Raw genomic sequence first — 24,780 nt, 5'->3', positions numbered from 1 at the left:
TTGACAGCCGATGCGATTGCCTTCGCTGCTGCGTTCAGCGCCGCAGCCAACAGCAAAGGGGACGACGGGGCGGCGCTTTTTGTCTGCGCGCCGGTCTGTCCCGACGCTGCGCTGACCGGGCGCGGCGCGGCATCGTCCACCGGCCAGGAATGAGCCGTCACCGTCGGCCACCTGATACCAAGTCGTGATAGGTATAGCCCGGCCGTCCTGCCCCGCGACGGCTTTTCGCGAAGCCTGCAGCGTTATCCGCCTGTTTCAACGCGATACGAGTTCTTACCGGCGACATCGCTACGGCGATTCCGCTTGCCGGTGGAATGCTGGTTTCCGCTTTATGGCTGTGTTAATGCGTTGATCGCCTGCGCCAGATCGTTCGCCGCAAACGGCTTGCGCACGTACCCAAACCGGAAAGACAGTTGGCCGGGGTCCGGCGGTAGCTCGCCCGAGGCGAAAATGACATGCAGCGCCGGGTAATTTTGCACCGCGCGCTTCGCCAGATCGATACCGGACTGCCCCGCGAGTCCCATATCGGTGACAAGGACGGTCGCGCCGGTCTGCTTCAGGGCGTGCAGCGCTGATTCCACCCCGTCGGCCTGCACCACGCGGTAATTCATCGCCGTCAGCAGTTCGCTGACCGCTTCACGCGAAGCCAGATCATCGTCAACCACAACCACCGATCGCGCCTTGCTGTCCACTGCGCCCGCAGGTGGGGAAACTGGGGCGGACGGAGCGGACGCCGGTTGCCCCAGCACCGCCCGGATCCTGCTCGCGAGCTGCGCGCGGCTGTAGGGTTTGCTGAGCAGATGGACGCCCGGATCCAGGCGTCCCGCGTGCACGATCGCGTTCTGGGTATAGCCAGATGTAAACAGCACCTTCAGGCCGGGCGTGACGCGGACCGCCATCCGCGCCATCTCCGTGCTGCGCAGCGGCCCCGGCATCACCACATCGGAGAAGAGCAGGTCGATCCGCACCCCGCTGTTCAGGATTGCCATCGCGCTTTGCGCGCTGTCGGCCTTCAGCACGTTATAACCAAGCTCGGCAAGCATTTCGACTGCCGTCGTGCGCACGTGTGCTTCGTCTTCCACCACCAGCACCGTCTCCGTCCCGCGGGCCAGAACGACCGCCTGTGATGGGGAAGCCGCTTCTACAACTTCCTCAAGCGTACGCGGCAGGTAGATCTTTACCGTCGTTCCGTGCCCGACTTCACTATAGATCCGCAGATGGCCGTGGCTCTGCTTTACGAACCCGTAGGCCATGCTCAGGCCCAGGCCGGTTCCCTCGCCTTCCGGTTTGGTCGTGAAGTAAGGTTCAAGCGCGCGCTCCAGTACATCAGGCGTCATACCGCTGCCGGTATCGCTGATCGCCAGCAGGATGTACTGGCCGGGCGGCACGTCGGCGGGCAGCGCGCCGTAGTGTTCGTCCAGCATGGCATTGGACAGTTCGAGGGTGAGCTTGCCGCCACCCGGCATTGCATCGCGCGCATTGATCGCGAGGTTCAGCACGACGTTTTCCAGCCGGTTGGGATCGACCAGCGTGTTCCATAACCCGCCTGCGACGACCGTCTCCACGTCAATCATTTCGCCCAGCGCACGCCTGAGCAGGTCGTCCATTCCGCGCAGCATCGATCCGAGGTTCACCGCCACCGGCTCAAGCGGCTGGCGGCGGCCAAAGGCCAGCAGTTGGGTCGCGAGGTTGGCACCCTGCTCCACTGCATCGATCGCCCTGGCGATGCGCTCGCGCGACCAGACATCGCGTGCGTGGCGACGCTCAAGGAGTTCGAGATTGCCGCGCAGGACCTGCAGGACGTTGTTGAAATCATGCGCCACGCCGCCGGTGAGCTTGCCGATCGCTTCCATCTTCTGGGCGTGCGCCAGGGCCGTGCGCGTCTTGTCGAGCTGTTCCTGGGCCGCCTTGCGGTCGCTTACGTCGCGGGTAATCTTCGCGAAACCGACCAGCGCGCCGGCTTCATCCCGGATGGCATCGATTACGACGTTTGCCCAGAAGCGGCTGCCATCCTTGCGAACACGCCAGCCTTCCGTTTCGTAGCGCCCCGTGGTGGTCGCAATCTGCAGGCCTCGTTCCGGCAAGCCCTGAGCCACGTCCTCGGGCAGGTAAAAACGCCGGAAATGCGTGCCGAGCACCTCGGCTGCCTCGTAGCCTTTGATGCGCTCGGCTCCAAGGTTCCAGTTGGTGACGTAGCCCTCCGGGGAAAGCATGAACAGCGAATAATCGGTGACACCTTGCACGAGGAGCCGGAAACGGCGCTCGCTTTCCAGCACCGCCTCGTGGGCGAGACGCTTGTCCGTGCCGTCGCGCAGCACAACGGCAAATCCGTCCATGCCGTCGTCCTGCGTTTGCAGCTGGACAATCAGGACATTCGCCCAGAACCGTGAGCCGTCCTTGCGCGTGCTCCATCTCTCGGTCTCAAAACGCCCGCTTTCACGCACCTGGGCCAGTGCGGCCTCAACCGTGGCCTCGGCGTTTTCACCGGTATAAAAGCAAGAGAGAGGCTGGCCGATGGCCTCAGCCGCGTTATAGCCCAGTATCCTGACCGCGCCGGGGTTCCAGCTCGCCACGGTTCCCTGCGCGGTCAGTCTGAAAATCGCATAGGCTTGCAGGCGCCCGACGAGCGCCGCTTCCCAACCAGCGTCGTTTCCCATAACCGGTATCCTCTTCCATTCCTCCGTTACAAACGGCAAGAGCATCCAGCGCGCGAGCTGCGCGGCCTGTCCCATCTCGCCCGAGGCGGGCATCGGGAGGCTGACAGTGTATCGTGATGCAAAGGGGTCCGCGCGCTCGGGTGGACCGGGGCGGAGGGGGAAAGATCCGGATGGATCGGCTGATCCACAGTCGCCGGTTCGGCCCGCGCGTCCGAGGACGCGAAGCCGCTTTGGTCGCTAGCAATCTTGCCCAGGTGCGCCACCAGGATCACCCTGCCGGGCCCATGCCGCGAGCGTGTCGCCGAATCCTCCCCGTACACGGGCGCGCAGACGCGCACTCGTTGTGACGCGCGGCGCCGCGCTCCAGCAGATGGAGGCACCCGTCGCGCGAAGCAGTTCGACCAGCGCGACGTCTTCTCCGCACGCCAGCGGCGGAAAGCCGCCCGCACGCTGGTAAGCCTGGACACTTACCCCCAGATTCGCACCGTGCACATGCCGGTGTCCGTCCGCGTCGCAATATCGCTCGCCCCAGATTTCGCGCAATCGCGCCGGATGCTCATCCCAGTCTTCGACCTGTACCGAGCCGCAAACGGCGTCCGTGCGAAGGGAGAGCTGGGCCACGAGCCAGTCGGGTGCCACGCGGCTGTCGGCATCCGTGAATGCCAGCCACTGTGCGCCCTGGGCGATCATGTGCGCGGCGCCTGTCGCCCGCGCGACGCCTACGTTGCATGCGCTTATGACGAGGGCCTGGATACCCGACCGGAAGACTATGTTTTCTGAACCGTCCGAACATCCGTCGAGCACTACGACGATGCGTACGGGCGTGCCCTGCAGATCCGGATGACGCGCGGCCACGCACGCCGCCGCGAGACACGGGCCCAGCAGTCGTTCTTCGTTGTGCGCCGGAATGACCATGCCGATCATTTTTTTCTTCGCAAGGGTCGGGGTGCAAGACAGCCAGCATCTTTAGTGCCCACGCATCGGAGACTATTCAAGCCATACGTCCTGCCCCCGCCAAAGACAGACTCGATCCGCGAAAGGTTGACACGCCTTCGACGCTGTCAAATGCGCCGGGCAGCAAAGACGCGTAAGCGGATGGAACGCAGGTTGACGCTGAGGATGGCCTGCCCCCCCTCGCCGTCTTTAAAGAAGACGCGCGACGGCATACCGATTGCGCTAGACCATTACCTATCTCGAAGGCCAAAGGAGCGAGGCATGGCAACGCAATCCCAGGAGCAACGCACGCCCGGCGAGCGGTCGGAGAAGGACGTCGATGAGAGCGTGAAGGAGAGCTTTCCGGCCAGTGATCCGCCAGCCGTCGGTGGCGCGACGCGGATCGAACCCGGCGGTAGCGGTGAGCCAGCCGGGTCGACGGATATCCCGGGCAACGACAAACCCGGGGAATCACAGCCGGACAACGACGGAACGGGCACCGGCAAGTCCGGCAAGGAACCCGGGGCAGACGAAGAAGAGGATGAGGAAGGATCCGAAGCCCCACCCAATGAATCGTCGACGGAAAAAGACAAGCTGTAATCCAGTGCGGTCACGAGGGCTAAACGCATTACCCCGGCTATGGATGACTTGCTGGATGGCGCGGCGGCAAACGCCAAGGCCCCCACGAAACACCTCGTCGGGCGTTTCAAAGGCGGTAGTAAACAGCTCGCGCCCGGTCGTCGGCTCTTGGTCCGATCAAGTAACACCCGGCGGCACGCGCGTTGCCGAGAGATTGGACACCCGCGCCGAATGGTTGTCGAAAGCGTGGTCGTTCGGATCCAGGGATATCGATATGCGGGACATTAGACGTGGCGACAAAACAGGAAAGCCGTGCCGAACATTCTCCTTGTTGATGACGACCTGAACAATGCGTCTCCGCTCGCACTCGCCCTTCAGCATGACGGTCATCGCGTCACGATGGCGTCGAACGCTTCGGCCGCGCTGACTGTCCTGCGGCATCAGCTCATTGACTGCCTCGTCACGGATTACGAAATGCCGGGCCTGGACGGCGCGCAGCTGTGCGACCTGGTTCGGGCCCAACCCGCATTTGCGGCGTTGCCGGTCGTGATGCTGTCCGCCGCAGAGGAACCACTGGAACGCGGCCGATGCTGGTCCTTTTTCTTGAGAAAGCCGGTGACCGTTGCCCGTTTTCTGGAAGTGATCGACGCGTGCGCGGCGCGCCGTTTGACTCATCACCCCGTTGCAGGGCAGACCGCCCACGCGGTTGCGCGGCGGTATCAATATCTCGCGCCGCAGAAGTGGCGAGCGGTCCAGTCTTCCTGCTGGCCATGAAAACAGCAGTGGAACCTAAGTCGCGTTATCGATCAGGATCACGAGCGAAGGCGGCGCGGATGGCGGATGGCGTGTCCTTCTCGTTGCCGGGTCGCAAACCGGCAGGTCCTGCCACTTCCGGGCAGCGCGGGTCAGTCCGGAAAGCGGCCGCAGGGAGCGAAGCAGGCGGTAAGCAGGATCGCGGACTGACATGCCGTCCCCCATCTCCCCCGATCCACACCCCGACGGCACCGAACTCATTGTATTTGCCCAGACACCAGGCTAGCGGAATGCCGACCACCCCGTATCCGGACAGCGCGCTGCAAATTGTCAGGCGCCCCCGTCCCATGGCTCGTAAGGCCTCCATCGCAATGTTCTGCGTGCCGTCGGCCATCGGGCAGCACGCCCAATTTTCGGATACCGCCGCTACGGCTTTAATGCCACCTTGATGCCCCCCTCCTCTTTCTCGCGGAACGTCTTGGACATTGCTGGCCCTTTCCCAGCGGCACTGCATGCATGATCACGAAGAAGGGATTGATCTGCCCGTCCTGAATCCTGCCGGCCTCGTGACACCCACTCGCAGCCACAGCAACGAACTGCGCTGCTCCTTCCGTGACGACGCGTTGCTGCGCACGCTGAGCTGCTAAAACAGGTGCCGGTCGTTCGTCCCTTTACTCGCTGCCCGAAGCACTCCTACCTGCTACGTACGGAAGACCCCGACTGCCGAGCGTAGCTGTTCGGCCTGGTCCTGCAGGGAGCCTGCGGCCGCCGCAGCCTCTTCGACCAGTGCCGCGTTTTGTTGCGTAACCTCGTCCATCTGTGCGATCGCCTGATTGACCTGCTCGATCCCGCGACTCTGCTCATGCGAGGCCGCGGCAATCTCGCCCATGATGCCCGTCACCCGGCTGATTGCGGTGCTTACCTTGTCCATCGTCTCGCCTGCACGCGCTACCAGTTCTGCCCCGTTGCGCACGCGGTCGGCTGACGTCTCGATCAGTTCCTTTATTTCCTTCGCGGAGGTCGATGAACGTTGTGCGAGATTTCGTACCTCACTCGCCACAACCGCAAACCCGCGGCCTTGTTCCCCCGCCCGTGCGGCTTCGACCGCCGCGTTCAGCGCGAGAATGTTTGTCTGAAAGGCAATGCCTTCGATGATGCCGATGATGTCGGCGATCTTGCTCGAGCTGTCCTGGATGCCGCTCATCGTGCCGACTACCTCGTTGACAATCGTGCTGCCTTCGGCCGCGATCTCGGATGCGTTAGTGGCAAGGCTGCGCGCCTCGTTGGCGTTATCGGCGTTGTGCTTGACCGCCGCGGTGAGTTGCTCCATGCTCGCCGCGGTTTGCTGTAGCGCTGCAGCCTGCTCCTCGGTGCGGGAGGACAGGTCGAGGTTCCCTTGGGCGATCTGCGTTGTGCCGACGGTGACCGTATCCGAGCCGGAAATGATCTTCGTGAGCATTTCCGTCAGACTTTGACGCATGCGTGCCATGGCGGCGAGCAGGCTGCTGTTGTCGTCCGGGCGTAGAGTGATCGGCAGGCTCAGATCCCCCTGCGCGATCCTGTTCATCACGTCTCCCGCATATGCGGGCTCGCCGCCGAGCGTCCCGGTCAGTCTGCGGATGATCTGCCAGGCGATAAGCCCTATGCCGATGATGGCCACGACGATCAGCGCGATCAGAAATCCACCGACACGCCAGAACGTGGCGTCGATATCGTCAGTAAAGAACCCGGTTCCGATCCACCAACCCCAAGGCTTGAATTCGATGATGCCATTCATCTTGACGACGAAGTCTCCGCTCGTCGGATGCCTGGCCCGGACCGTCATGACCGGCGTACGCTCGCGATCCAGCATTTCCCGATAGAGATCGCCGTCCGGTCGCCCATCGGGTGCCCGGCCGATATTGATTTTCCCGATCACGGACGGGTCGCGGTGTACCAGGGTCAACCCATTGGGCAAACGTACCCAAAAGAAACTGGTGGCCGAATAGTTCAGCTGGTTCAGCGCAAGTCTGGTCGCCGCCTGGGCCTGTTCGGTCGTCATCCTTCCAGCGATCTCTTGATCATGAAAGTAGGTGGCGAGGTGGTTCGCCATCTCCAGCAAATTGACGATCTCCTCGCGCTTGTCGTCAACCATCGCCTGACGGAGGCCGTAAAGTGCCCCGGCACCCACTGCAAGAAGAGCAATAAGCGCAGTCATCGTCAGGATTGCCAGGCGTGTAGAAACTTTCATGTCAATTCTTATCTCTTGCTGTACGACGTCTCTGAAGCAAATCGGCTTCTGGTCCGGGCGACCCGACGGTCAAAACTGAAACCCCGAAGCGGCGCGGTGTCCGCCTGTCGACCGGTAAGCCCATTTCCTGACGGATTTTTCTGGTGACGCTATGGTAGCGATACCATTCAAATGTGTCTACCTGCGATGGGTCGTTACCATTCGTACGCGACTTTGACTAGTTGAAGGACTGCCCTGCGTAGGGAGTTTCACGAAGCCGATATTCGGACGCCGGGTTTGCGCGGCCAGATACAGGGGAACCAGGAAGTGAACTCAACCGCAGCGCTACACAAACACGGCTGGCCAGACGGCGGCCCCTCGAACATTGGCGCGGCAGGCTTCAGGGTCGTCTGGACCTCCCAGTTCCGCGCCGTATTCCCATGAATATGCGTGCGCGATGGTAGCGTTATCATTGCGGTTGTCTGCTGGGGATTCCCCTTAGACGTAAAAACGCTACATTCCCGCCGATTAGGGTAATCGTTTTCCCTAGCCGGCAACCACCGGATTTTATTGCCCTGGCCCCGCGAAAACAGCATTAAGGCGTTTCGTGAAACAACGCAAATTCCAGTAGATGGCGCCGCCACATCGCGTTCTCCTCGTAGAGGAAACAGAAGGAAAATTGTTTCCCGGTCCGGGGCTAAATCGATGGAGAAGGACACTTTTCCAGCCGTGAAAAAGCGGCTGAGCCGGTACACGCTACGCCCGTTGCACGCGCGATCCGGGCGATTGACGCGAATCGGGTGGCGGTTAAGATTCGCAGACCCAAAAAATGAGGGGACGCCCAATGAAGACCACCACCACCCGCACTTCCACGCTTGTGACCGGCGCGTTGCTAACCGCCGGCGTGATGTTCGTCGCAGGAGACGCAGCGGCCCAAAGCAGTGTCACGCTGTACGGCGCAGTTGACGACGCGCTTACCTTCGTCAACAACCAGAAGGGTCACTCCAACGTTTACCTTCGCCAGGGCAACCTGGCCGCGTCGAAATTCGGCCTCATCGGCAACGAAGACCTTGGCGGCGGTTTGTCTGCGATCTTCGATCTGCAGGCCGGCTTCGATCCGAACAGCGGTGCGGCGTCCTCTAGCGGCCTGATCTTCAATCGCGAGGCATACGTTGGTCTAAAGAGCAACACCTACGGTACGGCGACAATGGGCCGGCAGTACACGCCGTACCTGCTATTCGTCGGCCCGCTGTCGTCGAGTTGGGCACTGACTGGCGCAACCGGCGCGCATCCGGGCGATATCGACGGTCTCGACACGACGATTCGCATCAACAACTCGATCACGTACACGTCGCCGGTCTATGCGGGCCTGCAGGCGAGTGCGATGTACGCGCTCGGCGGCTTCGCGGGTAGCACCTCGAAGGGACAGACGTTCAGCGCCGCGTTGCGCTACTCGAACGGCCCGATCGCGCTCGCGGCCGGCTACCTGCAGATGAACAACGCGAACACGAACACGACGATCGCGTTCGACCCGGCATCGACCGCATCCTTCGGCGTGTCCGCGTTGAACCAGGGCTATGTGACCGCACGCGGCGTCCGGCACGCCGCGGCGTCCGGCAACTACACGTTCGACAACGCCACCGTCGGCTTCACGTACACGAACGTTCGATACCTGCCGGGCGGCAGTTCGATCTTCACCGACACAGCCGTGTTCAACACGTACGGACTCACCGGCATCTATCGCTTTACGCCGGCGTTCGACGTCGCGGGCGGCATCAGCTACACGATGGCGTCGAAGGCGAACGGTATCAACGATGCCGCACGCTACCAGCAGTATTCGCTGAAAGAGGCATATCACCTGTCGAAGCGCACGACGCTTTACGCGCTGCAGGCATTCCAGCGTTCGGACGGCGACACGCTCGACGCGAACGGCCACATCGTGATGGCGGCGCCCTCGGTGGGCGACCTCGAAAACCCGACTCCGTCGTCGACCCGCAACCAGTTCGCCGCCATGTTCGGCATCACGGTGCTGTTCTGATTCCCGGATTTGAGTTCTTAGTTTGGCCTCGTTATCGTCCGCGATGATAACGATAACATCCAGTAAGCAAGAACGGAGACAAGCCATGAGTGCTAACCCTTCACTCGTCGCGAGGGCGGCCACCGGCCGTTATCGGTGGACGATCTGCGCGATGATGTTTTTCGCGACCACCATCAACTACATGGACCGGCAGATGCTCGGTCTGCTCGCACCGCTGCTGCAGAAGGATATCGGCTGGACGCAGGTACAGTACGCGGAAACCGTGATGGTATTCACCGTCGCGTATGCACTCGGTCTTGCCGTGTTCGGCCGCATCGCCGACAAGGTCGCGGAAAAAGGTGTGTACGGCACGGCCATGGCGATGTGGAGCGTCGCGGCGATGCTGCATGCGCTCGCGTCGACGGTGCCCGGCTTTGCGGCCGTGCGCGGTCTGCTTGGCTTCTCCGAGGCGTCAAACTTCCCGGTCGCGATCCGCACGACGGCCGTCTGGTTCCCGAAGAAGGAGCGTGCGCTCGCAACCGGCATCTGGAACATGGGCGCGACCATCGGCGGCATCATCGCACCGGCCTTCGTGCCGATCGTCGCGGTGACGTGGGGCTGGCGCGCGGCGTTCATTCTCGGCGGTATTACCGGTTTCATCTGGCTCGTGGTATGGATGATCATCTATCGTCCGCCGACCGTGAATCCGGGCGTGTCGAAGGAAGAACTCGCGTACATCAACTCGGACACCGGCGGGGCCGCTTCCGCGGAAGCGAAGGTGGGCTGGCTGTCGGTGCTACGTTACCGCGAGACGTGGGCGTTTATGGTCGGCAAATTTATGACCGATCCGATCTGGTGGTTCTATCTGTTCTGGTTGCCGAAGTGGCTGAACGAGTCCAACCACATCGACATTCAGGACATGGGCATGCCGCTGATGGTGATCTACGTCATGTCGTGCATCGGCAGCGTGCTGGGAGGCTGGGTGTCGTCGAAGCTCCTGGCGCGCACGCAGCGTCCGAACTTCGCACGCAAGCTGACAATGCTCGTCTGCGCAATCTGCGTGATGCCCATCGCGCTGCTCTCCCAGGTGCAGACGCTGACGTTCGCGGTGCTCGCGGTTGGCCTCGCTGCCGCGGCGCACCAGGGCTGGTCCGCGAATCTCGTGACGCTGGTGTCCGACGTGTTCCCGAAACGCGCGGTCGGCACGGTGATCGGCATCGGTGGCGTGATGGGAATGCTCGGCTCGTTCCTGTTCTCCGGCGTGATCGGCGAGACCCTGCAGCGCACCGGCCAGTACTGGGCGCTGTTCGCGGTCGGCGCGCTGGCGTATATCGTTGCGCTCGCCATCATGCACGTGCTGATGCCGCGCATGACGCCGGTGCAACTCCGCGAGGACTCAAGCCGCGTTATTGGCTTAGGCTAAACTCCGCCTCCAATACGACGCCGACGGCGGTCCATTCCCTGCGGGCTGCCGTCGCTTCGTCTAAACATCCGAGCGATGGCCAAACCGAAAGAAAAAGCAGCAACGACGACCAGCAAACGCGCGCGCGGCGGCGTGCGCGACATCCGCATCACGGATGTGGCGGCACTCGCTCAGGTGTCGCCCATCACGGTGTCGCGCGCACTGAACAACCCCGAAGTCGTCGCCCCCGAAACCTTGCGGCGCGTGCAGCAGATGGTCCAGCAACTCGGCTACGTGCCGAACCGGCTCGCGGGCAGCCTGTCTTCGTCGAAGTCGCGGCTCATCGCGGCGATCGTGCCGACCATCGCGCACTCGCTGTTTTCCACTTCGATCCAGGCGTTCAGCGATGCGATGTCGCGCGCCGGCTATCAGGTGCTGCTCGGCCTCTCCGGCTATGGCGAGGCCGACGAACTGCGCGTGCTCGACGCGGCGCTCTCGCGCCGTCCGGAAGGCGTGCTTCTGGTTGGCGTCGCGCGCACCGCGCCGCTGCGCGCGCGGCTCCTGAGCCTGCAGTTGCCGACTGTCGAAACGTGGGACGACACCGACCTGCAGGTCGACATGCTGGTGGGCTTTTCGCACTACGACGTCGGCGTGGCGGTCGCGCAGCATTTCGTCGAGCGCGGCAGGAAGCGCCCCGCGATCGTGTCCGCGAAGGACGCGCGCGCCCGCGCGCGTCACGATGGCTTCGTGCACGCGATGGCGCGGCACGGCATCACTGACGTCGCGGCCGCGAGTGTCACGCCGCCCAGCTCGGTCGCGCTCGGCCGCGAAAAGCTCGCGGAAATCCTCGACTCGCGCCGCGACATCGACTGCGTGTTCTGCGGTTCCGACCTGCTTGCGCTCGGCGTGCTCGGCGAGGCCCGCGACCATGGCATCAGGGTGCCCGACGATCTGTCGGTTTGCGGCTTCGGCGACCTCGAATTCGCAGCTGAAATGTGGCCCGCGCTCACGAGCGTGCGGGTCGACGGCAAGCGGATCGGCACGGCCGCAGCAGAATGCCTGATTGCACGGCTGAAAGGCGCGCGGGTGGAGAGCAACGTCGACGTCGGGTTCTCCATCGTCGCGCGCGATACCGCGTAGCCCCTTCCCGGCCTGAGACGACGGGGTTCGCAGCGGCCCTGGACGGGCACCCGGCTTTCCCTCCGGTTCCCCTTTGCGACCTGACTTGGCGTTTAGCCTGCCCCACAAGAATAATGGTAACGCTATCATTGAGTTTGCACGAGCGAAGCAGGATACCGTTTAACTTCCTTGCGCCGCGCCGAGATGGCACCTTCATCGAGAAAGAGAATTCATTTGGACAACCCGACCCGCAAGAAGACCCCCGACCAACTTCGCAGCTACCGCTGGTACGGCGTGAACGATCTGCGCTCGTTCGGCCACCGCTCGCGCACGGCGCAGATGGGCTATCACCCGTCCGATTACATGGGGGCAACGTCCAGGCCTGCATGGTGATGATCAACACGGCAACGGCCGGTGTGGACTATCACGTGCCGTTCGGCGGCCGCAAGGGATCGAGCTATGGTCCGCGCGAACAAGGCAGCTATGCGCGCGAGTTCTACACGACGGTGAAGACGTCTTATGTGAATCCGGGCGCGGTTTAAGCGGCTGGATTGCAGCGATAGCGCGGCGGTGGCTGCCGCCGCATGAAGCACACGTTACGCGGCGCGCGGTTTGCCGAGAGTCGATTCGCGCACGATCAGACGCGGTTCGAGCAAGCCGGTTTCGCCCACCGGCTTGCCGGCGAGCGCATCGAGAAGGCGCAGCATCGCGATTTCGCCCAGGCGTTCGCTCTGTACATCGACGGTCGTGAGTCCGGGCCACGCGTATTCGCCATGGGAGATGTTGTCGAAGCCGCATACGGCGACATCGTCTGGCAGCGAAAAGCCAAGATTGCGCGCCTCCTTCAGGAAGCCGAGCGCGATCAGGTCGTTGTAGCAGATCAGCACCTCCGGGCGCGCCGGGCCGAACAGGATCGACGAGCACGCGCGTTCGCCGGCTGAGGCGGTCGGCGCGTCCGCTTCGAAGAGGCGTGGCGCGACGCCCGCGCTGGCGAGACACTCGCTCATGCCCGCGAGACGCTGCTCGTTCGGACGCGCGTGCGCGTAGCCGAGGTAACCGATGTCGCGATAGCCGCGGTTCAGCAGATGCTGCGCGAGCATGAAACCCGCACGATGGTTGTCCGGATTCACGCTCCCGAACTGCGGGTTTTGCGACACGCGATTGATCATGACGATCGGCTTGTTGAGCGGAGCGAGCTTGTCGGCATCATCGTCGGACATCCGCGTGTTCAGCACGAGACCGTCGACGCGCCGCGCGAGCGCTTCGAGCAGCTGAAACTCGCGGGCCGGGTTTTCTTCGACATCGACAAGCAGCAGCGTGTAGTCGAACTGGAGCGCGATGCGGTTCGCGCCTTTCACGAGGCTCGTGAAGTGCGGATTGCGGATGTCGAGTACCGAAAGGCCGATCGTGCGCGTTTCACCGGTCACCATGTAGCGCGCGTGCGGGTTCGACTGGTAGCCTAGCCGCGCAATGGTCGCCTTCAGGCGCGCCTCGACCGGGGGCGAGAAGCGTTGTGTGGCGTTAATGAATTTGGATACCGTAGCGACCGATACACCAGCCGATGCGGCTACGTCGCGAATGGTAGGAACACGTTTTTTCATTCTCGAAGGATAACGTTTTCCCGGGCGTGTGAGAATACGGAGACGCCGCCAGCCGAAGGCGGCCAAAACGGGCAATCGAACAATGAGGAACAAGGATGGACAAGGGTAACAAGCCATTCAAGCGTCTGCTGCTGACGGGCGCGGCGGGCAATCTCGGACGGATCCTGCGCGTCGCGATGCGCGACTGGGCTGATGTCGTGCGCTGCACCGACATCGCGCCGATGGAAGCCGCGGGGCCAGGCGAGGAAGTGATCGAGGCAGATCTCGCGGATCGCGAAGCGGTGCTCGCGCTCGCGCGAGACGTCGATGCGATCGTGCACATGGGCGGCATTTCGGTCGAGGCGCCGTTCGACGACGTGCTTCAGGCGAACATTCTCGGCACGTACAACCTGTATTCGGCCGCTCAAAAGCAAGGCGTGCGCCGCGTGATCTACGCCAGCTCGAATCACGCGATCGGCTTCTACAAGACGACCGAGGTGATCGACGCGAACGCCCCGGTGCGCCCGGACTCGATGTACGGCATCAGCAAGTGCTTCGGCGAGGCGATGTCGCGCTATTACTTCGACCGCTTCGGCATCGAGACGGTCTGCATGCGGATCGGCTCCGCCTATGCCGCGCCGCAGAATCCGCGCATGCTCGTGACGTTCCTGAGCTTCGCCGACCTGACCGAACTCGTGCGCCGTTCGCTGTTCGCGCTGCGCGTCGATCACACGATCGTCTTCGGTGTGTCCGACAATCCTTCGAAGTGGTGGGACAACACGAAGGCCGCGCATCTCGGCTTCGTCGCAAGAGACAGCTCGCGGCCGTTCGCGGACCGCTTCCCGCCCGAAGGGCCGATCGACACGAGCGACATCACGCGCCTGCACCACGGCGGCCCGTATGTGCTGCTCGGGCCGATGGAGCCGAAATCGTGAGCGCCGCGCCGCAGCGACTGAATTTCGAGCGCCTCGAAGCCGACGACGCGCGACGCTGCAGCGTCGGCGAGAGCCCGGTGTGGCGCGCGGCGGAAAATGCGCTGTACTGGGTCGATATTCCGGCGCAGATGCTTGTCCGCTATTCGCTCGCGCATGCGCGGCGCACCGAGTGGACACTGCCTGAGCGCGTCGGCTGCATCGCGTTCGACTGCAACGGCGTCGTGCTCGCGGCGATGGAAAGCGGGCTCTTTGCTGTGAAACTCGGCGAAGCAGCCGACGGTGCGCGCCAAGGTACGGTGTCGGTACGCCTCGTCGCGGCGGTCGAGCATACTGCCAGGCGGATGCGTTTCAATGACGGTCGCTGTGACCGTCAAGGGCGCTTCTGGTCGGGCACGATGGTGCAGGACCCTGTTGGCCGCGAGCCGGCCGGCAGGCTGTATCGCTACGACGCAAATGCGGGTCTGTCAGCGCCGGTGATTGGCGGGCTCTGCACGCAGAACGGTCTCGCGTGGTCGCCGGACGGACGCACAATGTATCTGTCGGACTCGTATCCGACCGAGCGGCACATATGGGCGTTCGACTACGACCTCGACGACGGCGTGCCGACCAACCGGCGACTGTTCGCGAACCTGCACGACTACTCGGGCCGCCCGGACGGCGCGGCGGTCGACGCGGACGGCTGCTACTGGACTTGCGCGAACGACGCGGGCCTGTTGCTGCGCTTCTCGCCGGACGGCCGGCTCGATCGCTCGATCGAACTGCCGGTGTCGAAGCCGTCGATGTGCGCATTCGGCGGCCCGCGCCTCGACAGGTTGTTCGTCACGTCGATCCAGCCGGCTGGCAACGTTGGTGAGCACGACGGCTGTGTGCTCGTGCTGAACCCCGGCGTGGCCGGACTGTGCGACCCGGAATTTGCCGCCGCGCTTTGAGCCGCAAGCATTCTGTCGAAGCAACGGGACAGCACTGCCGCAAGCATTCTGTCCCGTTCGGGAATCCGGCAACACCGCGTGAAGCACCCCAGAGACGGCCCCATCGGTGACCTCTTCGAGCAGCGTAGGGTCCTCGCTCAGATGGGCTACGCCACGCTCGATGCTTCTCAATGGACCCGGCCGACGACCTGGCGCGCAGCAGCAGCTTTCTGGAGTCGGTCTGGGCATGCAATGCCCAGCTCCCTAAGGACAAGTCCCTCAAACCCCTTCTTGATGCCTGCGTCGGATGCCACTGGCCAAACAAAACCGCACTGGCCGACCCCAGGCAGGCATTCGCGGGTGTGCAGTCGATCGCCTGTGGCGTTGGCACCTTGCGTACCCGTTTCAGCACGGCCCACGGGCGACCCCGCATCTGCCATCGCTCGATTGCGGCTGGGCCATGTTTGCGAAGAACGCGTCGGCAGCGTTAGCGATTTTCCTGTTTGATCGTCACGCAAAGAGTGGTTCAGTCAGCCTGACTGGAGACCAGGACGGCCCTTCAGCGCTGGCTGCGCAACGAGTTTGACTGCGCGGACGGCGAAGACTTTGTGCTCAACCTGATCGATGCAATTAACCATGCGCTCGCTTACGAGGATCGCAGTCAGCAGGCATGGGATCTTGTTGTCGGCCAGATCAGCTTTCGAATTCAACTACTGGCGGGTTACTCGCTCATCAGCGGGTGCGCCGCCTTGCTTGCGTTCGTGTCGGGCCAGCGAGAGCGTCTTGTTTCTATCGGCGTTCTACCTCGAAACCAACTCGACCGCCGACCCAGCCGCGTTGCCGAAGTCGCATGGGTAACGAAGGGGGTCGGTATTTCGCCTGCGCTCCCACATCAATGCCTTCTGGCGTTCGGAGTAGTAGATCCTCGGTCTCTGTTTCATTGCAACACCTCCGCTGCTCACGCAGATTCCAGGTGTTGCATCGACCGGTTGAATCCGCCGACTATATCGGCCATTGTTCACGCAGCGTGAGCCGCATGCTCCGGTCGTACGTCGCCGAAAGAATACGTGCCGGTGGCGTACGGCGCATCGAGCGGGTGCGCACCGACGTTCCGACGTTCGCGAATTCCTCATCTCACCTGCCGTCTATACCGGGGTCAATCTGGGGGAAGTCTCACCGATCCTCCGTTCTGGCTTCCGTCGCGACAGAAGGGCGCTCTGCAATTTTGTTCAAAGCGATTTAATTCTTCAATTCGACCCAAGGCATTCACCTTACCGTGCTGACGTTCGCGCCGATGAGTTGATCGACGCAACGCAAGGTGAAAGAAATCTTAACGGGTGGCTTGGAGAGTTCGAATGAAACGTTCTTCCTTTTGTACGATGGCCATTTCGCTGGCCGGAGCCTTGTCCAGTGGCGCGGCGTGCGCTCAGAGCAGCGTGACGTTATACGGCATCGTCGATGCAGGCCTTGCGTACGTCAATAACCAGGGCGGGCACAGTTCGGTTTCTCAGACCAGTGGAGTGCTGCAGGGCAGCCGCTTCGGATTTCGCGGCTCCGAAGATCTCGGCGGCGGCTACAAGACGATATTCGTACTGGAAAATGGTTTCAATGTGAACAATGGCTCGCTGGGACAAGGCGGCCTTCTGTTCGGACGTCAGGCCTATGTCGGTCTGTCTACTCCGGGTGGCACGGTGAGTTTCGGACGTCAGTACGACTTCCTGATCAACCTGTTTCCTATGACCAATATCACCGAGGGGGGCGTTTATTCGTTTCACCTCGGCGACTACGACCGCCTGGGCGGCGAACGCCTCAACAATGCGGTCAGCTATCAAACGCCGGTCTTCAACGGCCTTCAGGCCGGTGCCATGTATTCGTTGGGTGGCGTTCCGGGCTCGCTGGCAACGAATAGCGCGTTCAGCGGCGGAATCTGGTACAGCGGCTCGGCAATCAATTTTGCCGCGGCTTACACATCGATCAATAACACGTCTGTGTCGCCGACCGCCGGTCTCGGCGTTTCCTCGCTCCTCGGCTCGCCGGCGGGCACTGCGACGATCAGCCTCGACCGGCTAGACATTGCCGGAGTTGGGGCAAGCTACGCGTTTCAGTCGGCCATCCTGCATGCTGTCTATACGCGAACCGATTTTCGGCGTGGTGGAGCGTCAGCGGTCCTGAACGCTTACGAAGCAGGCGCCACCTGGTACGTCACGCCGACGATTGCATTACTGCTTGGCGGGAACTACTACAAACTGGGCGCCGTGCACTGGGTAGAACCGATCGCCGTCGTGGACAAGTTTCTGTCGAAGCGCACAGACCTGTATGCTCAGGTTAACTACCTGCACGCATCCGGTTCCGGCGTGAAAGCGGTGCTCGTTTCAAACGCTCCTTCCAGTGGCGATGCCCAGCTAGGCGTGACTCTGGGTATCCGTCACAAGTTTTAGCCGGTCAATCGTGAACCACGCAAGATTAATATGAAGTGATCGCTTATCGTCCGTGGACCTGGCCGCTTGCGCGCCAGGTTCCGAAAGCGGATTTGATGGCCAGAAGCTCGACAACCCAGATCTGGCGCCATCTCTATACTGGCCAATCTTGGCGGCATTCCAGGAATGCTAGACTAGCTCGGATAAATGCGTGATGTCTTGTTTAATATCCGCCAGGGACAGTCGAATGCACCCCATCATCGAGTCCGTCTCGGAGGCATGGAAAATCGCTCCACTTTCGGTGCTCCCCGTCGAACATGACGTGGCAGGCGCGCGTTGGCTCTGCGCTGCGAGTAAACACCGGACACCTTTTACGTCACCGCCTCTGGAAGAGATTCACGTGGTATCGCTAGTCCTGCGTGCCTTCAATGTGCAATGCTGGGTAGATGGAGAAATGTTTTACAGAGGGAGGGTGCCGGCCAACCGGCTGCGCGTCGTTCCCGCAGGCAATTCGCCGTCGTGGGTCGCCGATAGCATCGTGGAGATGTTCCATGTCTATATCCCCGACGCGGCGCTCCGACGTAGACTCAGCGTGCTGGGATATCGCGGCGACGTGGCGTCGTCATTGCTGCGAGCGACGAATTACGTTTCCGATCCGTTACTGCAGAACCTGATGCAGCGACTGGCCGTCACCGTGCGCGCCAAAGGACGGCTGCAGGAGCAGTACCTCAATACGCTAAGCGACGCGCTGCTTCTCCATCTGCTCAGCTATTACAACGGGCACCAGCCAGGTTTTTCGGAGTCGCGCGACCCGCGGCAGCTAGCCATCGAGGCCGCTATTGATGAGATCGCGAACAGCCTCGGCACCCATACCGACATCGGGACGCTTGCCAGCAACGCCGGAGTCAGCGTTTCGCAGTTCACGCGAAATTTCCGGCAAACGACGGGCCTCACCCCGCATCAATATCGGCTTCGCTTGCGGATCGAGGCCGCGAAGGAAAAGCTGAAGGGTGGGATGGAAAGCCTCGCGACAATTGCCGACGAATTGGGATTTGCGGACCAGGCTCATTTCACCCGGGCGTTCAGGCAGTTTGCGGGCATGACGCCCGGAGAATTTTCGACGGCATTCAGGCGTTCAGTCATGTCAAAGTGAACGGTCCCATCCGGCTCGGGTTTCGAATATTCAATTAGTCAAAGGGACTGCGGAGTTCCTGATTAACTCTCAGTCCAGATGAACCGGTTCCGCCTCGCGCTGCTTCGCTTTGCAACGCGACGAAAATCTTCAAAGCGCGTCTTTTCTTCAATCCACCGATTATTGCCCCCCTTAGATTGGCGTCCAGAACGCGAGGACTCTAGCCGCCGTCGCGAAAGACAAGGGGATGATATATGGGTAACAGGTCGGCAGGGTGCGAAACCGGATTAGCGGCGACACAGCACGCGAGCGGGAAATATGCCGGGACGAATACACCGCGCGAGATCGTGGCGGCAGCGCTTGGAAACGCGCTCGAATGGTTCGATTTCATCACCTACGGGTATTTTGCAACGGTCATTGCCAAACTTTTTTTCCCGGCGGCAGGCCTGACCGGTGCCCTGCTGCTCGCCACTGCCACATTTGGCGTCGGTTTCGTCGTCCGTCCGCTGGGTAGCCTGATTCTCGGACTTTATGGCGACAGGGTCGGACGCAAGAATGCACTGACGTTGACGATCTGGCTCATGACGGTGGGCACGGCCCTCATCGCCATTGCGCCGCCGTATCAACAGGCAGGATGGGTCGGCGCTGCGCTGCTGGTGCTGGCTCGATTGATCCAGGGCTTCGCCGCTTCCGGTGAGTATGGGAGCGCAGTGGCCTTCCTCGCTGAAAAAGCTCCCGCGACGCGCCGGAACTTCTATGTGAGCCTTCAGATGTCCACCACGATGCTCGCCATCGTCGCGGGCGGTGCGGTGGGAACATCGCTTACGTATGCGCTGGATCAAGCTCAGCTCGAAAGCTGGGGTTGGCGCGTGCCGTTCGTTATCGGCCTACTGATTGGTCCAGTCGGGTTTTACGTGCGCAAGCATGTGACCGAGCCGGACCTGCTCACGGACGCCGAGCGGTTGTCGACCAAGGCGGTTATCGCGCAGCTGTTCGCCGCGCAACTGCGGACTACGCTCACGGCGATCGGCGTCACGATCGTGGGCACGGTGGCGTTTTATCTGAACCTGATCTATATGCCGACGTTCGCCGTCCGTCAGCTTGGCTTGCCGCTTTCCGCGCCATTCATGAGCACAGCGGTCGCAGGCCTCGTAATGGCGGTTTGCGCGCCGGCGGCCGGCCTACTCGCCGACCTCAAGTTCCGGCCCGTCATCCTGTTTTCTGTCGCCACAGCGGCGATTGCGCTGCTGACCTACCCGTTCTATGCGTGGCTGATCCGTTATCCGACGCTCACCAATCTGCTGCTCATGCAGGCGGCCCTCGCGATTCCTATGGGAACCATCAGCGGTCTGGTCCCGGCCGTCGTTTCGCGACTATTTCCGCCGGAGGTACGTTCGACGGGACTATCCATCTCATACAACATTCCGACGACGGTTTTCGGTGGCTTTTCGCCGCTAATTGTCACTTATCTGATCGGCACGACGGCCAATAAGGCCGCTCCCGCGTTCTACATCGTCGCTGCAGCCGTCCTGAGTCTGTTGGCCGCGATGATGCTACCGCGCGCGCGCTGATCGGCGGGCACTCCCTAATCTGCTACCAAAGGTATTCGAATGGCACTCTTGACCCGGAATGTCCACGTACAGCGTCTCAAGGATATGCAGGCGCTGATGAAAGAGCACCGGCTCGACGCACTCATATTCATGCGCGCGGACATGATCCAGTACGCGACCAACTTCGCGGTGGATGTCGAGACCTGGGAGCGTCCGATCGCGCTGATCGTGACGGCCGATGGCGCAATGTCGCTCCTGCTCAACGAACTGTCGATCGGCGGGATACGGATCTTCAGCGCGCAGAACAAACTCTGGGTCGACGAGTCGCACATTCACTACTATGCCGAGCATCCCCGTGTCGTCGCGCGTCTGCCGCTAATTACTGAATGGAGCGACACCTTCGCTGCCATGGTGGTCAAGGCCGGGCTGCGCTTTGGCCGTATCGGTTGCGACGCATCTCATCCGCTTCTGACCACTGCGATGCAGCAGGTCCCCGGGGCATCTCTGCAGGTAATGTTCCCTGCCATTGCCTCCCTGCGCTGGCAAAAGCATCCGGAAGAGATTGCGAATATGCGCGCGGTCGCGGCGCTTGCCGACTGGGTGCAGGAAAGATATATCGAGAACATCCGGCCCGGTCGCCTCGTGCAGGAGCTGGACGCCAGCATGGCGGCCCTGTTTTACGAAGAGGGCGCGCGCCGCTTCCCCGGTGAGGACCTGCTGGTCAAGGTGTTTCTCAGCCTGAGCGGGCCGGCCAGTGCGGCACCACACGGAGACGGCGCGCAAGGCGGCGCGCGTTTCGAGTCCGGACACGGCGTCGTCAATGCCGTGATTCCGAGCCTCAACGGTAGTGTGATCGAAAACGAGCGGACGTACTTCTGCGGCCAGCCGACCAGCGACCAGATCCGCTTCTACGAGGCCGCCTTGAGCGCGACAAATGCGGCAGCGGAGCAGGCGGTTGCCGGACGTCCCCTGTCGGGTATCGATTCGGCGGCGCAGGAAGTATTCGAGCGGGCCGGCCTGGCGCAGCACGTCAGACACCGCACCGGGCATGGGATGGGCATTCTGCATCACGAATTCCCCGCCGACATGGCGTTCAATCATCGCCCGCTGCGAGAGCGGGAAGTCTTTTCGGTCGAGCCGGCTTTGTATGTCGACAACCTCGGCGGATTCCGGATCGACAATACCGTTGTGGTTACCGATGCAAAGCCCGAAGTCCTGACGCATTCGCCCACGCGCCTCTCCGAAGTCATTCTCGGTTAGGCATTTCGGTAAGCGGGATGCTGCGCGCGGGGTTTCTAGCAAGCTGTTGAAATAGCTCCCGCCGCCGTCATCGGAGCGGGAGCGGTAAACGTTGAGACAAGGGAACGGACAACACTGAGCTCGAGCACGATGTCATCGTAGGTTTGTTCAACGAGACGGTCGAGGCTGCACACACGCGTGGCTACCTGTCGGGCGAGCATTTCAGCGTGGACGGCACGCTGATTCAGGCGTGGGCCGGGCACAAGAGCTTTGTACGCAAGAACAAGTCGAATGACGATACGCCCGATGGCGGTACGCGTGAGCGCGAGAACTGGCACGGCGAGAAGCGTAGTAACGAGACGCACGAATCGAGTACGGACAGCCAGGCAAAGCTGTTTCGCAAGAGCCGTCGCACCGGTGCGCTGCTCTGCTATATCGGGCACCTGCTCACCGACAACCGGCACGGCCTGGTGGTGAACGCGCAGGTAACGCAGGCCAGCGGTACAGCCGAACGCGACGCTGCGGCAGCAATGCTCGCGCACGCCGCGCAACTTGCTGGCGTCCCGATTACGGTTGGAGTTGTTCCTGCTCACTCAGGCGGCCTACAACCTCACACGTATGCGTACGCTCGCGGGCAAAGCGGCGTAGAAGCGCAAATCGGCGAGGAAAATGGCATTCGTTCCACCTGAACCAAGGGCGCTCGGCATCAAATCGACACGGACCAAACCGACGCGGTATCTCTTCGGAAAGACCTACCGGGCATCGGCGAGGTGTATTTCAACAGCCTGCTAGTGGACATGTCTGCCGTCGCGCCAAATCTTTCCCCGGACTTTCGACCTGAAAAAAACTTCGTTCCCTTGCGCGACGCGCACCGATAGAGTGCGGCCAATGCGACCGAGCAGCCAACGCTCGACAGCGCAACAAACAAAAGGAATTCCGGCAATGAAGATGAAAATCAGGGGCGCAGTGCTTCCCGCACTGTTGACGGCACTCCTCGCCGTGGCATCGAACGCGGCTCATGCCGATCGACTGGACGATATCAAGAAGGCAGGCGTGCTGCGGGTCGCCGCATTCGACAGCAATCCGCCGTTCGGTTTCGTCGATTCGACGGACAACCAGATCGTTGGTCTCGACGTCGATTACGCGCGCGCCGTGGCGAAAAGCCTTGGCGTAAAGCTTGAGGTGCAGCCGACCAACCCCGCGAACCGCATCGCGTTCCTCAAGTCGGGTAAGGTCGACCTCGTGTTCGCCAACTTCACGATCACGGACGAGCGCAAGAAGGAAGTCGATTTCAGCACGCCTTATTTCGCTTCGGGCACGCAATTTATCGCGAAGAAGGGCACGCTCAAATCGCCCGATCAACTCGCGAACCTGCGCATCGGCGCCGACAAGGGCACGACCAACGAACAGCAGGTGCGCGCGAAGTATCCGAACGCGACCATCGTGGCCTATGACGACACGCCTTTTGCGTTCGCCGCGCTTCGCACGGGCAACGTGCAGGCCATCACGCAGGATGGTCCGAAGCTCGTCGCGCTGCTCGCGCGCGTGCCGGATAAGGCGAACTACGAGATTCCGGCGTTCACCATCTCGAACGACTATGAAGGCGTCGGCGTGCCGAAGGGCGAAACGCGTCTGCTTGACGTCGTCAACACGACGCTTACACATCTCGAAGCCGACGGCCAGGCCGCCCAGATCTACGACAAGTGGTTCGGCCCGAAGAGCGCCGCGCCGCTGCCGCGCCTCTTCAAGATCGGCGATCCGCAAAAGAGCAGCTGATCCGCAGCGCTGTCATCCGGTCCCGGGCCTCTCTCCATAGAGGCCCGGGCGTTGTGCTTTCTGCTTCCCTGATTCATGCATAGCTGGCTTGAACCCAAGTATTTCGCGTGGCTCGAACAGGGCCTCATCGTCACTTTGTGGCTTTCCCTCTGCGCGGGCCTATGCGCGACACTGCTCGGCTTTGTCCTTGCGATCGCGCGCGCCGCACAAAGCGCGGCGGTGGCGCGTGCCGCATCGCTGTATGTGTTCGTGTTCCGCAACTCGCCGCTGCTGGTGCAACTCCTGTTCTGGTATTTCGGCGCGGCGGCGTTGCTGCCGTCGGACTGGATGACCTGGCTTAACGCTGGGCATGCTCTCGCGTGGGGACCTGTGACGCTGCGCTGGCCGAGCTTCGAACTGCTCGCCGGCTGGTTGGGACTGACCTGCTATACGACGGCATTCATCGGCGAGGAATTTCGCGCCGGCATGCAAGGCGTGAGCGAGGCTCAGGCAAACGCCGCCGCGGCGCTGGGGATGCGTCGCTGGACCGCGCTGCGCTACGTGATCCTGCCGCAGGCGCTGCGCATCGCGACGCCGCCGCTCGCGGGCCAGTACATGAATCTGGTGAAAAATTCGTCGCTCACCATGGCGATTGGCGTCGCGGAACTCTCGTACATGTCGCGCCAGGTGGATACCGAAACGTTCAAGACGTTTCAGGCCTTCGGTATCGCGACCGTGTTTTACGTCCTGACGATTGCGGTCATCGAAGTGGCGCTCGTCGTCTGGCAGCGCACGGGCACCCGCGCACTGCCGCGAGGTCGCGCATGAATGCCTTTGACTCGCTCTCGACGCTGCGCTACCTGCTGCTGGGCTCGTTTCCCGTTGGGCCGCTCGGCGGCGTCGCGCTCACGCTCGTGCTTTCGGTTACATCGGCCGTGCTCGCGGCGGTGATCGGTCTCGCGGGCGGCGTGGCGCTTGCCATGACGCGCGGCATCGCACATCTGGCGCTCACGGCGGTCGTGGCGTTCTTCCGCGCCATTCCCGTGCTGATGTTGATCTTCTGGACTTTCTTTCTTATGCCGATCCTGCTGCACGTCGACGTGCCCGGTCTTGCGACCGTCGTGTGCGCGCTCGCGCTGATCGGCGGCGCCTACCTTTCGCATTCGGTGTACGCAGGCATCGCATCGATCGGTACAGGGCAGCGTGATGCCGCACTGTCGCTGGGTCTCACGAGATGGCAGGCGCTCAGGGAGGTGGTCCTGCCGCAAGCCGTGCGCGTCATGATGCCGTCGTTCGTCAACCAGTGGGTGTCGCTCATCAAGGACACATCGCTTGCCTACATCGTCGGGGTGCCGGAATTTACCTTCCTCGCGAATCAGCTCAATAACCGGCTCATGGTCTATCCCGCGCAGATATTCCTGTTTGTCGGCTTCGTTTATTTGCTCCTGTGCGGCGCGCTTCAGTGGCTCGCAAATCGGGTTTTGAGGCGGCAAGGGTCTTAGAGAATGAAAGGGACTTCCCCGTCCCGAGGCTGCGGCGGAAGCCGCGAGTCGGCATCGACGTGCCATGATGAAGTTTCGAACGTTCATCAACAC

General features: G+C 62.1%; 20 protein-coding genes and 2 pseudogenes. 18 read left to right on the top strand and 4 right to left on the bottom strand.

Going from position 1 to position 24,780, the window contains the following annotated elements:
- Window positions 1-153 (top strand): hypothetical protein, encoded by a 153-nt coding sequence (locus B0G62_RS31845; RefSeq protein WP_167401366.1) that lies wholly within the window; start codon window positions 1-3, stop codon window positions 151-153.
- Window positions 154-329: 176 nt separating this feature from the next.
- Here B0G62_RS31845 and B0G62_RS28920 read toward each other — a convergent pair whose 3' ends face one another.
- Window positions 330-2,657, bottom strand: a complete 2,328-nt coding sequence (locus B0G62_RS28920) for a PAS domain S-box protein (RefSeq protein WP_103707596.1) — start codon at window positions 2,655-2,657, stop codon at window positions 330-332.
- Between the two features lie 237 nt (window positions 2,658-2,894).
- Complete coding sequence (locus B0G62_RS28915; RefSeq protein WP_103707595.1) at window positions 2,895-3,581, bottom strand: glycosyltransferase family 2 protein; 687 nt, start codon at window positions 3,579-3,581, stop codon at window positions 2,895-2,897.
- Between the two features lie 291 nt (window positions 3,582-3,872).
- Here B0G62_RS28915 and B0G62_RS28910 point away from each other — a divergent pair, with 291 nt between their 5' ends.
- Window positions 3,873-4,190 carry a hypothetical protein gene (locus B0G62_RS28910; RefSeq protein WP_103707594.1) on the top strand — a complete coding sequence of 106 codons (318 nt, stop codon included), beginning with the start codon at window positions 3,873-3,875 and terminating at the stop codon, window positions 4,188-4,190.
- Window positions 4,191-4,481: 291 nt separating this feature from the next.
- Window positions 4,482-4,943, top strand: coding sequence for a response regulator (locus tag B0G62_RS28905; protein ID WP_103707593.1), 462 nt, complete (start codon window positions 4,482-4,484; stop codon window positions 4,941-4,943).
- Window positions 4,944-5,622: 679 nt separating this feature from the next.
- Here the strand turns inward: B0G62_RS28905 and B0G62_RS28900 are convergent.
- Window positions 5,623-7,152 carry a methyl-accepting chemotaxis protein gene (locus B0G62_RS28900; RefSeq protein WP_103707592.1) on the bottom strand — a complete coding sequence of 510 codons (1,530 nt, stop codon included), beginning with the start codon at window positions 7,150-7,152 and terminating at the stop codon, window positions 5,623-5,625.
- 823 nt (window positions 7,153-7,975) lie between these two features.
- Here B0G62_RS28900 and B0G62_RS28895 point away from each other — a divergent pair.
- The 5 genes and pseudogenes from B0G62_RS28895 to B0G62_RS28875 form a co-directional block, all read left to right on the top strand.
- Entirely contained in the window at window positions 7,976-9,169 is a 1,194-nt protein-coding gene (locus tag B0G62_RS28895; protein WP_103707591.1) for a porin, read from the top strand.
- Window positions 9,170-9,320: 151 nt separating this feature from the next.
- A complete protein-coding gene (locus tag B0G62_RS28890; RefSeq protein WP_103707590.1) occupies window positions 9,321-10,571 on the top strand; it encodes an MFS transporter in 1,251 nt (416 codons plus the stop codon).
- A gap of 75 nt (window positions 10,572-10,646) precedes the next feature.
- Entirely contained in the window at window positions 10,647-11,690 is a 1,044-nt protein-coding gene (locus B0G62_RS28885) for a LacI family DNA-binding transcriptional regulator (RefSeq protein ID WP_103707589.1), read from the top strand.
- A 213-nt stretch (window positions 11,691-11,903) separates the two neighbouring features.
- Window positions 11,904-12,062, top strand: coding sequence for a hypothetical protein (locus B0G62_RS31840; protein WP_167401364.1), 159 nt, complete (start codon window positions 11,904-11,906; stop codon window positions 12,060-12,062).
- Window positions 12,041-12,211: pseudogene (locus B0G62_RS28875) on the top strand (aldehyde dehydrogenase family protein); the annotation flags it as partial. The gene B0G62_RS31840 and the pseudogene B0G62_RS28875, both read left to right, overlap by 22 nt.
- Before the next feature lie 54 nt (window positions 12,212-12,265).
- Here the strand turns inward: B0G62_RS28875 and B0G62_RS28870 are convergent.
- Window positions 12,266-13,270 (bottom strand): LacI family DNA-binding transcriptional regulator, encoded by a 1,005-nt coding sequence (locus tag B0G62_RS28870; RefSeq protein WP_103707587.1) that lies wholly within the window; start codon window positions 13,268-13,270, stop codon window positions 12,266-12,268.
- A 95-nt stretch (window positions 13,271-13,365) separates the two neighbouring features.
- On the opposite strand from B0G62_RS28870, the gene B0G62_RS28865 reads away from it, so the two are divergent.
- The 10 genes and pseudogenes from B0G62_RS28865 to B0G62_RS28820 all read left to right on the top strand — a co-directional run bounded on the left by B0G62_RS28865 (window position 13,366) and on the right by B0G62_RS28820 (window position 24,687).
- A complete protein-coding gene (locus B0G62_RS28865) occupies window positions 13,366-14,184 on the top strand; it encodes an NAD-dependent epimerase/dehydratase family protein (RefSeq protein ID WP_103707586.1) in 819 nt (272 codons plus the stop codon).
- Window positions 14,181-15,113 (top strand): SMP-30/gluconolactonase/LRE family protein, encoded by a 933-nt coding sequence (locus B0G62_RS28860; protein ID WP_407671256.1) that lies wholly within the window; start codon window positions 14,181-14,183, stop codon window positions 15,111-15,113. Before B0G62_RS28865 ends, B0G62_RS28860 begins: the two co-directional genes overlap by 4 nt.
- Before the next feature lie 1,334 nt (window positions 15,114-16,447).
- Window positions 16,448-17,530, top strand: a complete 1,083-nt coding sequence (locus B0G62_RS28855; protein WP_103707585.1) for a porin — start codon at window positions 16,448-16,450, stop codon at window positions 17,528-17,530.
- 226 nt (window positions 17,531-17,756) lie between these two features.
- Window positions 17,757-18,662 (top strand): helix-turn-helix domain-containing protein, encoded by a 906-nt coding sequence (locus tag B0G62_RS28850; protein ID WP_167401365.1) that lies wholly within the window; start codon window positions 17,757-17,759, stop codon window positions 18,660-18,662.
- A gap of 233 nt (window positions 18,663-18,895) precedes the next feature.
- Entirely contained in the window at window positions 18,896-20,212 is a 1,317-nt protein-coding gene (locus B0G62_RS28845; protein ID WP_103707583.1) for an MFS transporter, read from the top strand.
- A 39-nt stretch (window positions 20,213-20,251) separates the two neighbouring features.
- Window positions 20,252-21,451, top strand: a complete 1,200-nt coding sequence (locus B0G62_RS28840) for a M24 family metallopeptidase (RefSeq protein WP_103707582.1) — start codon at window positions 20,252-20,254, stop codon at window positions 21,449-21,451.
- Between the two features lie 119 nt (window positions 21,452-21,570).
- Window positions 21,571-22,008, top strand: a pseudogene (locus tag B0G62_RS28835) (IS5/IS1182 family transposase); the annotation flags it as partial.
- 364 nt (window positions 22,009-22,372) lie between these two features.
- Window positions 22,373-23,206 (top strand): ABC transporter substrate-binding protein, encoded by an 834-nt coding sequence (locus B0G62_RS28830; protein WP_103707581.1) that lies wholly within the window; start codon window positions 22,373-22,375, stop codon window positions 23,204-23,206.
- Between the two features lie 75 nt (window positions 23,207-23,281).
- A complete protein-coding gene (locus B0G62_RS28825; protein WP_103707580.1) occupies window positions 23,282-24,013 on the top strand; it encodes an amino acid ABC transporter permease in 732 nt (243 codons plus the stop codon).
- A complete protein-coding gene (locus B0G62_RS28820) occupies window positions 24,010-24,687 on the top strand; it encodes an amino acid ABC transporter permease (RefSeq protein ID WP_103707579.1) in 678 nt (225 codons plus the stop codon). Before B0G62_RS28825 ends, B0G62_RS28820 begins: the two co-directional genes overlap by 4 nt.
- The last annotated feature ends 93 nt before the right edge of the window (window positions 24,688-24,780 follow it).

It is taken from the genome of Paraburkholderia eburnea, from assembly GCF_002917095.1.
Lineage (GTDB): Bacteria > Pseudomonadota > Gammaproteobacteria > Burkholderiales > Burkholderiaceae > Paraburkholderia > Paraburkholderia eburnea.
This window is presented reverse-complemented; position numbering and strand designations above follow the sequence as displayed.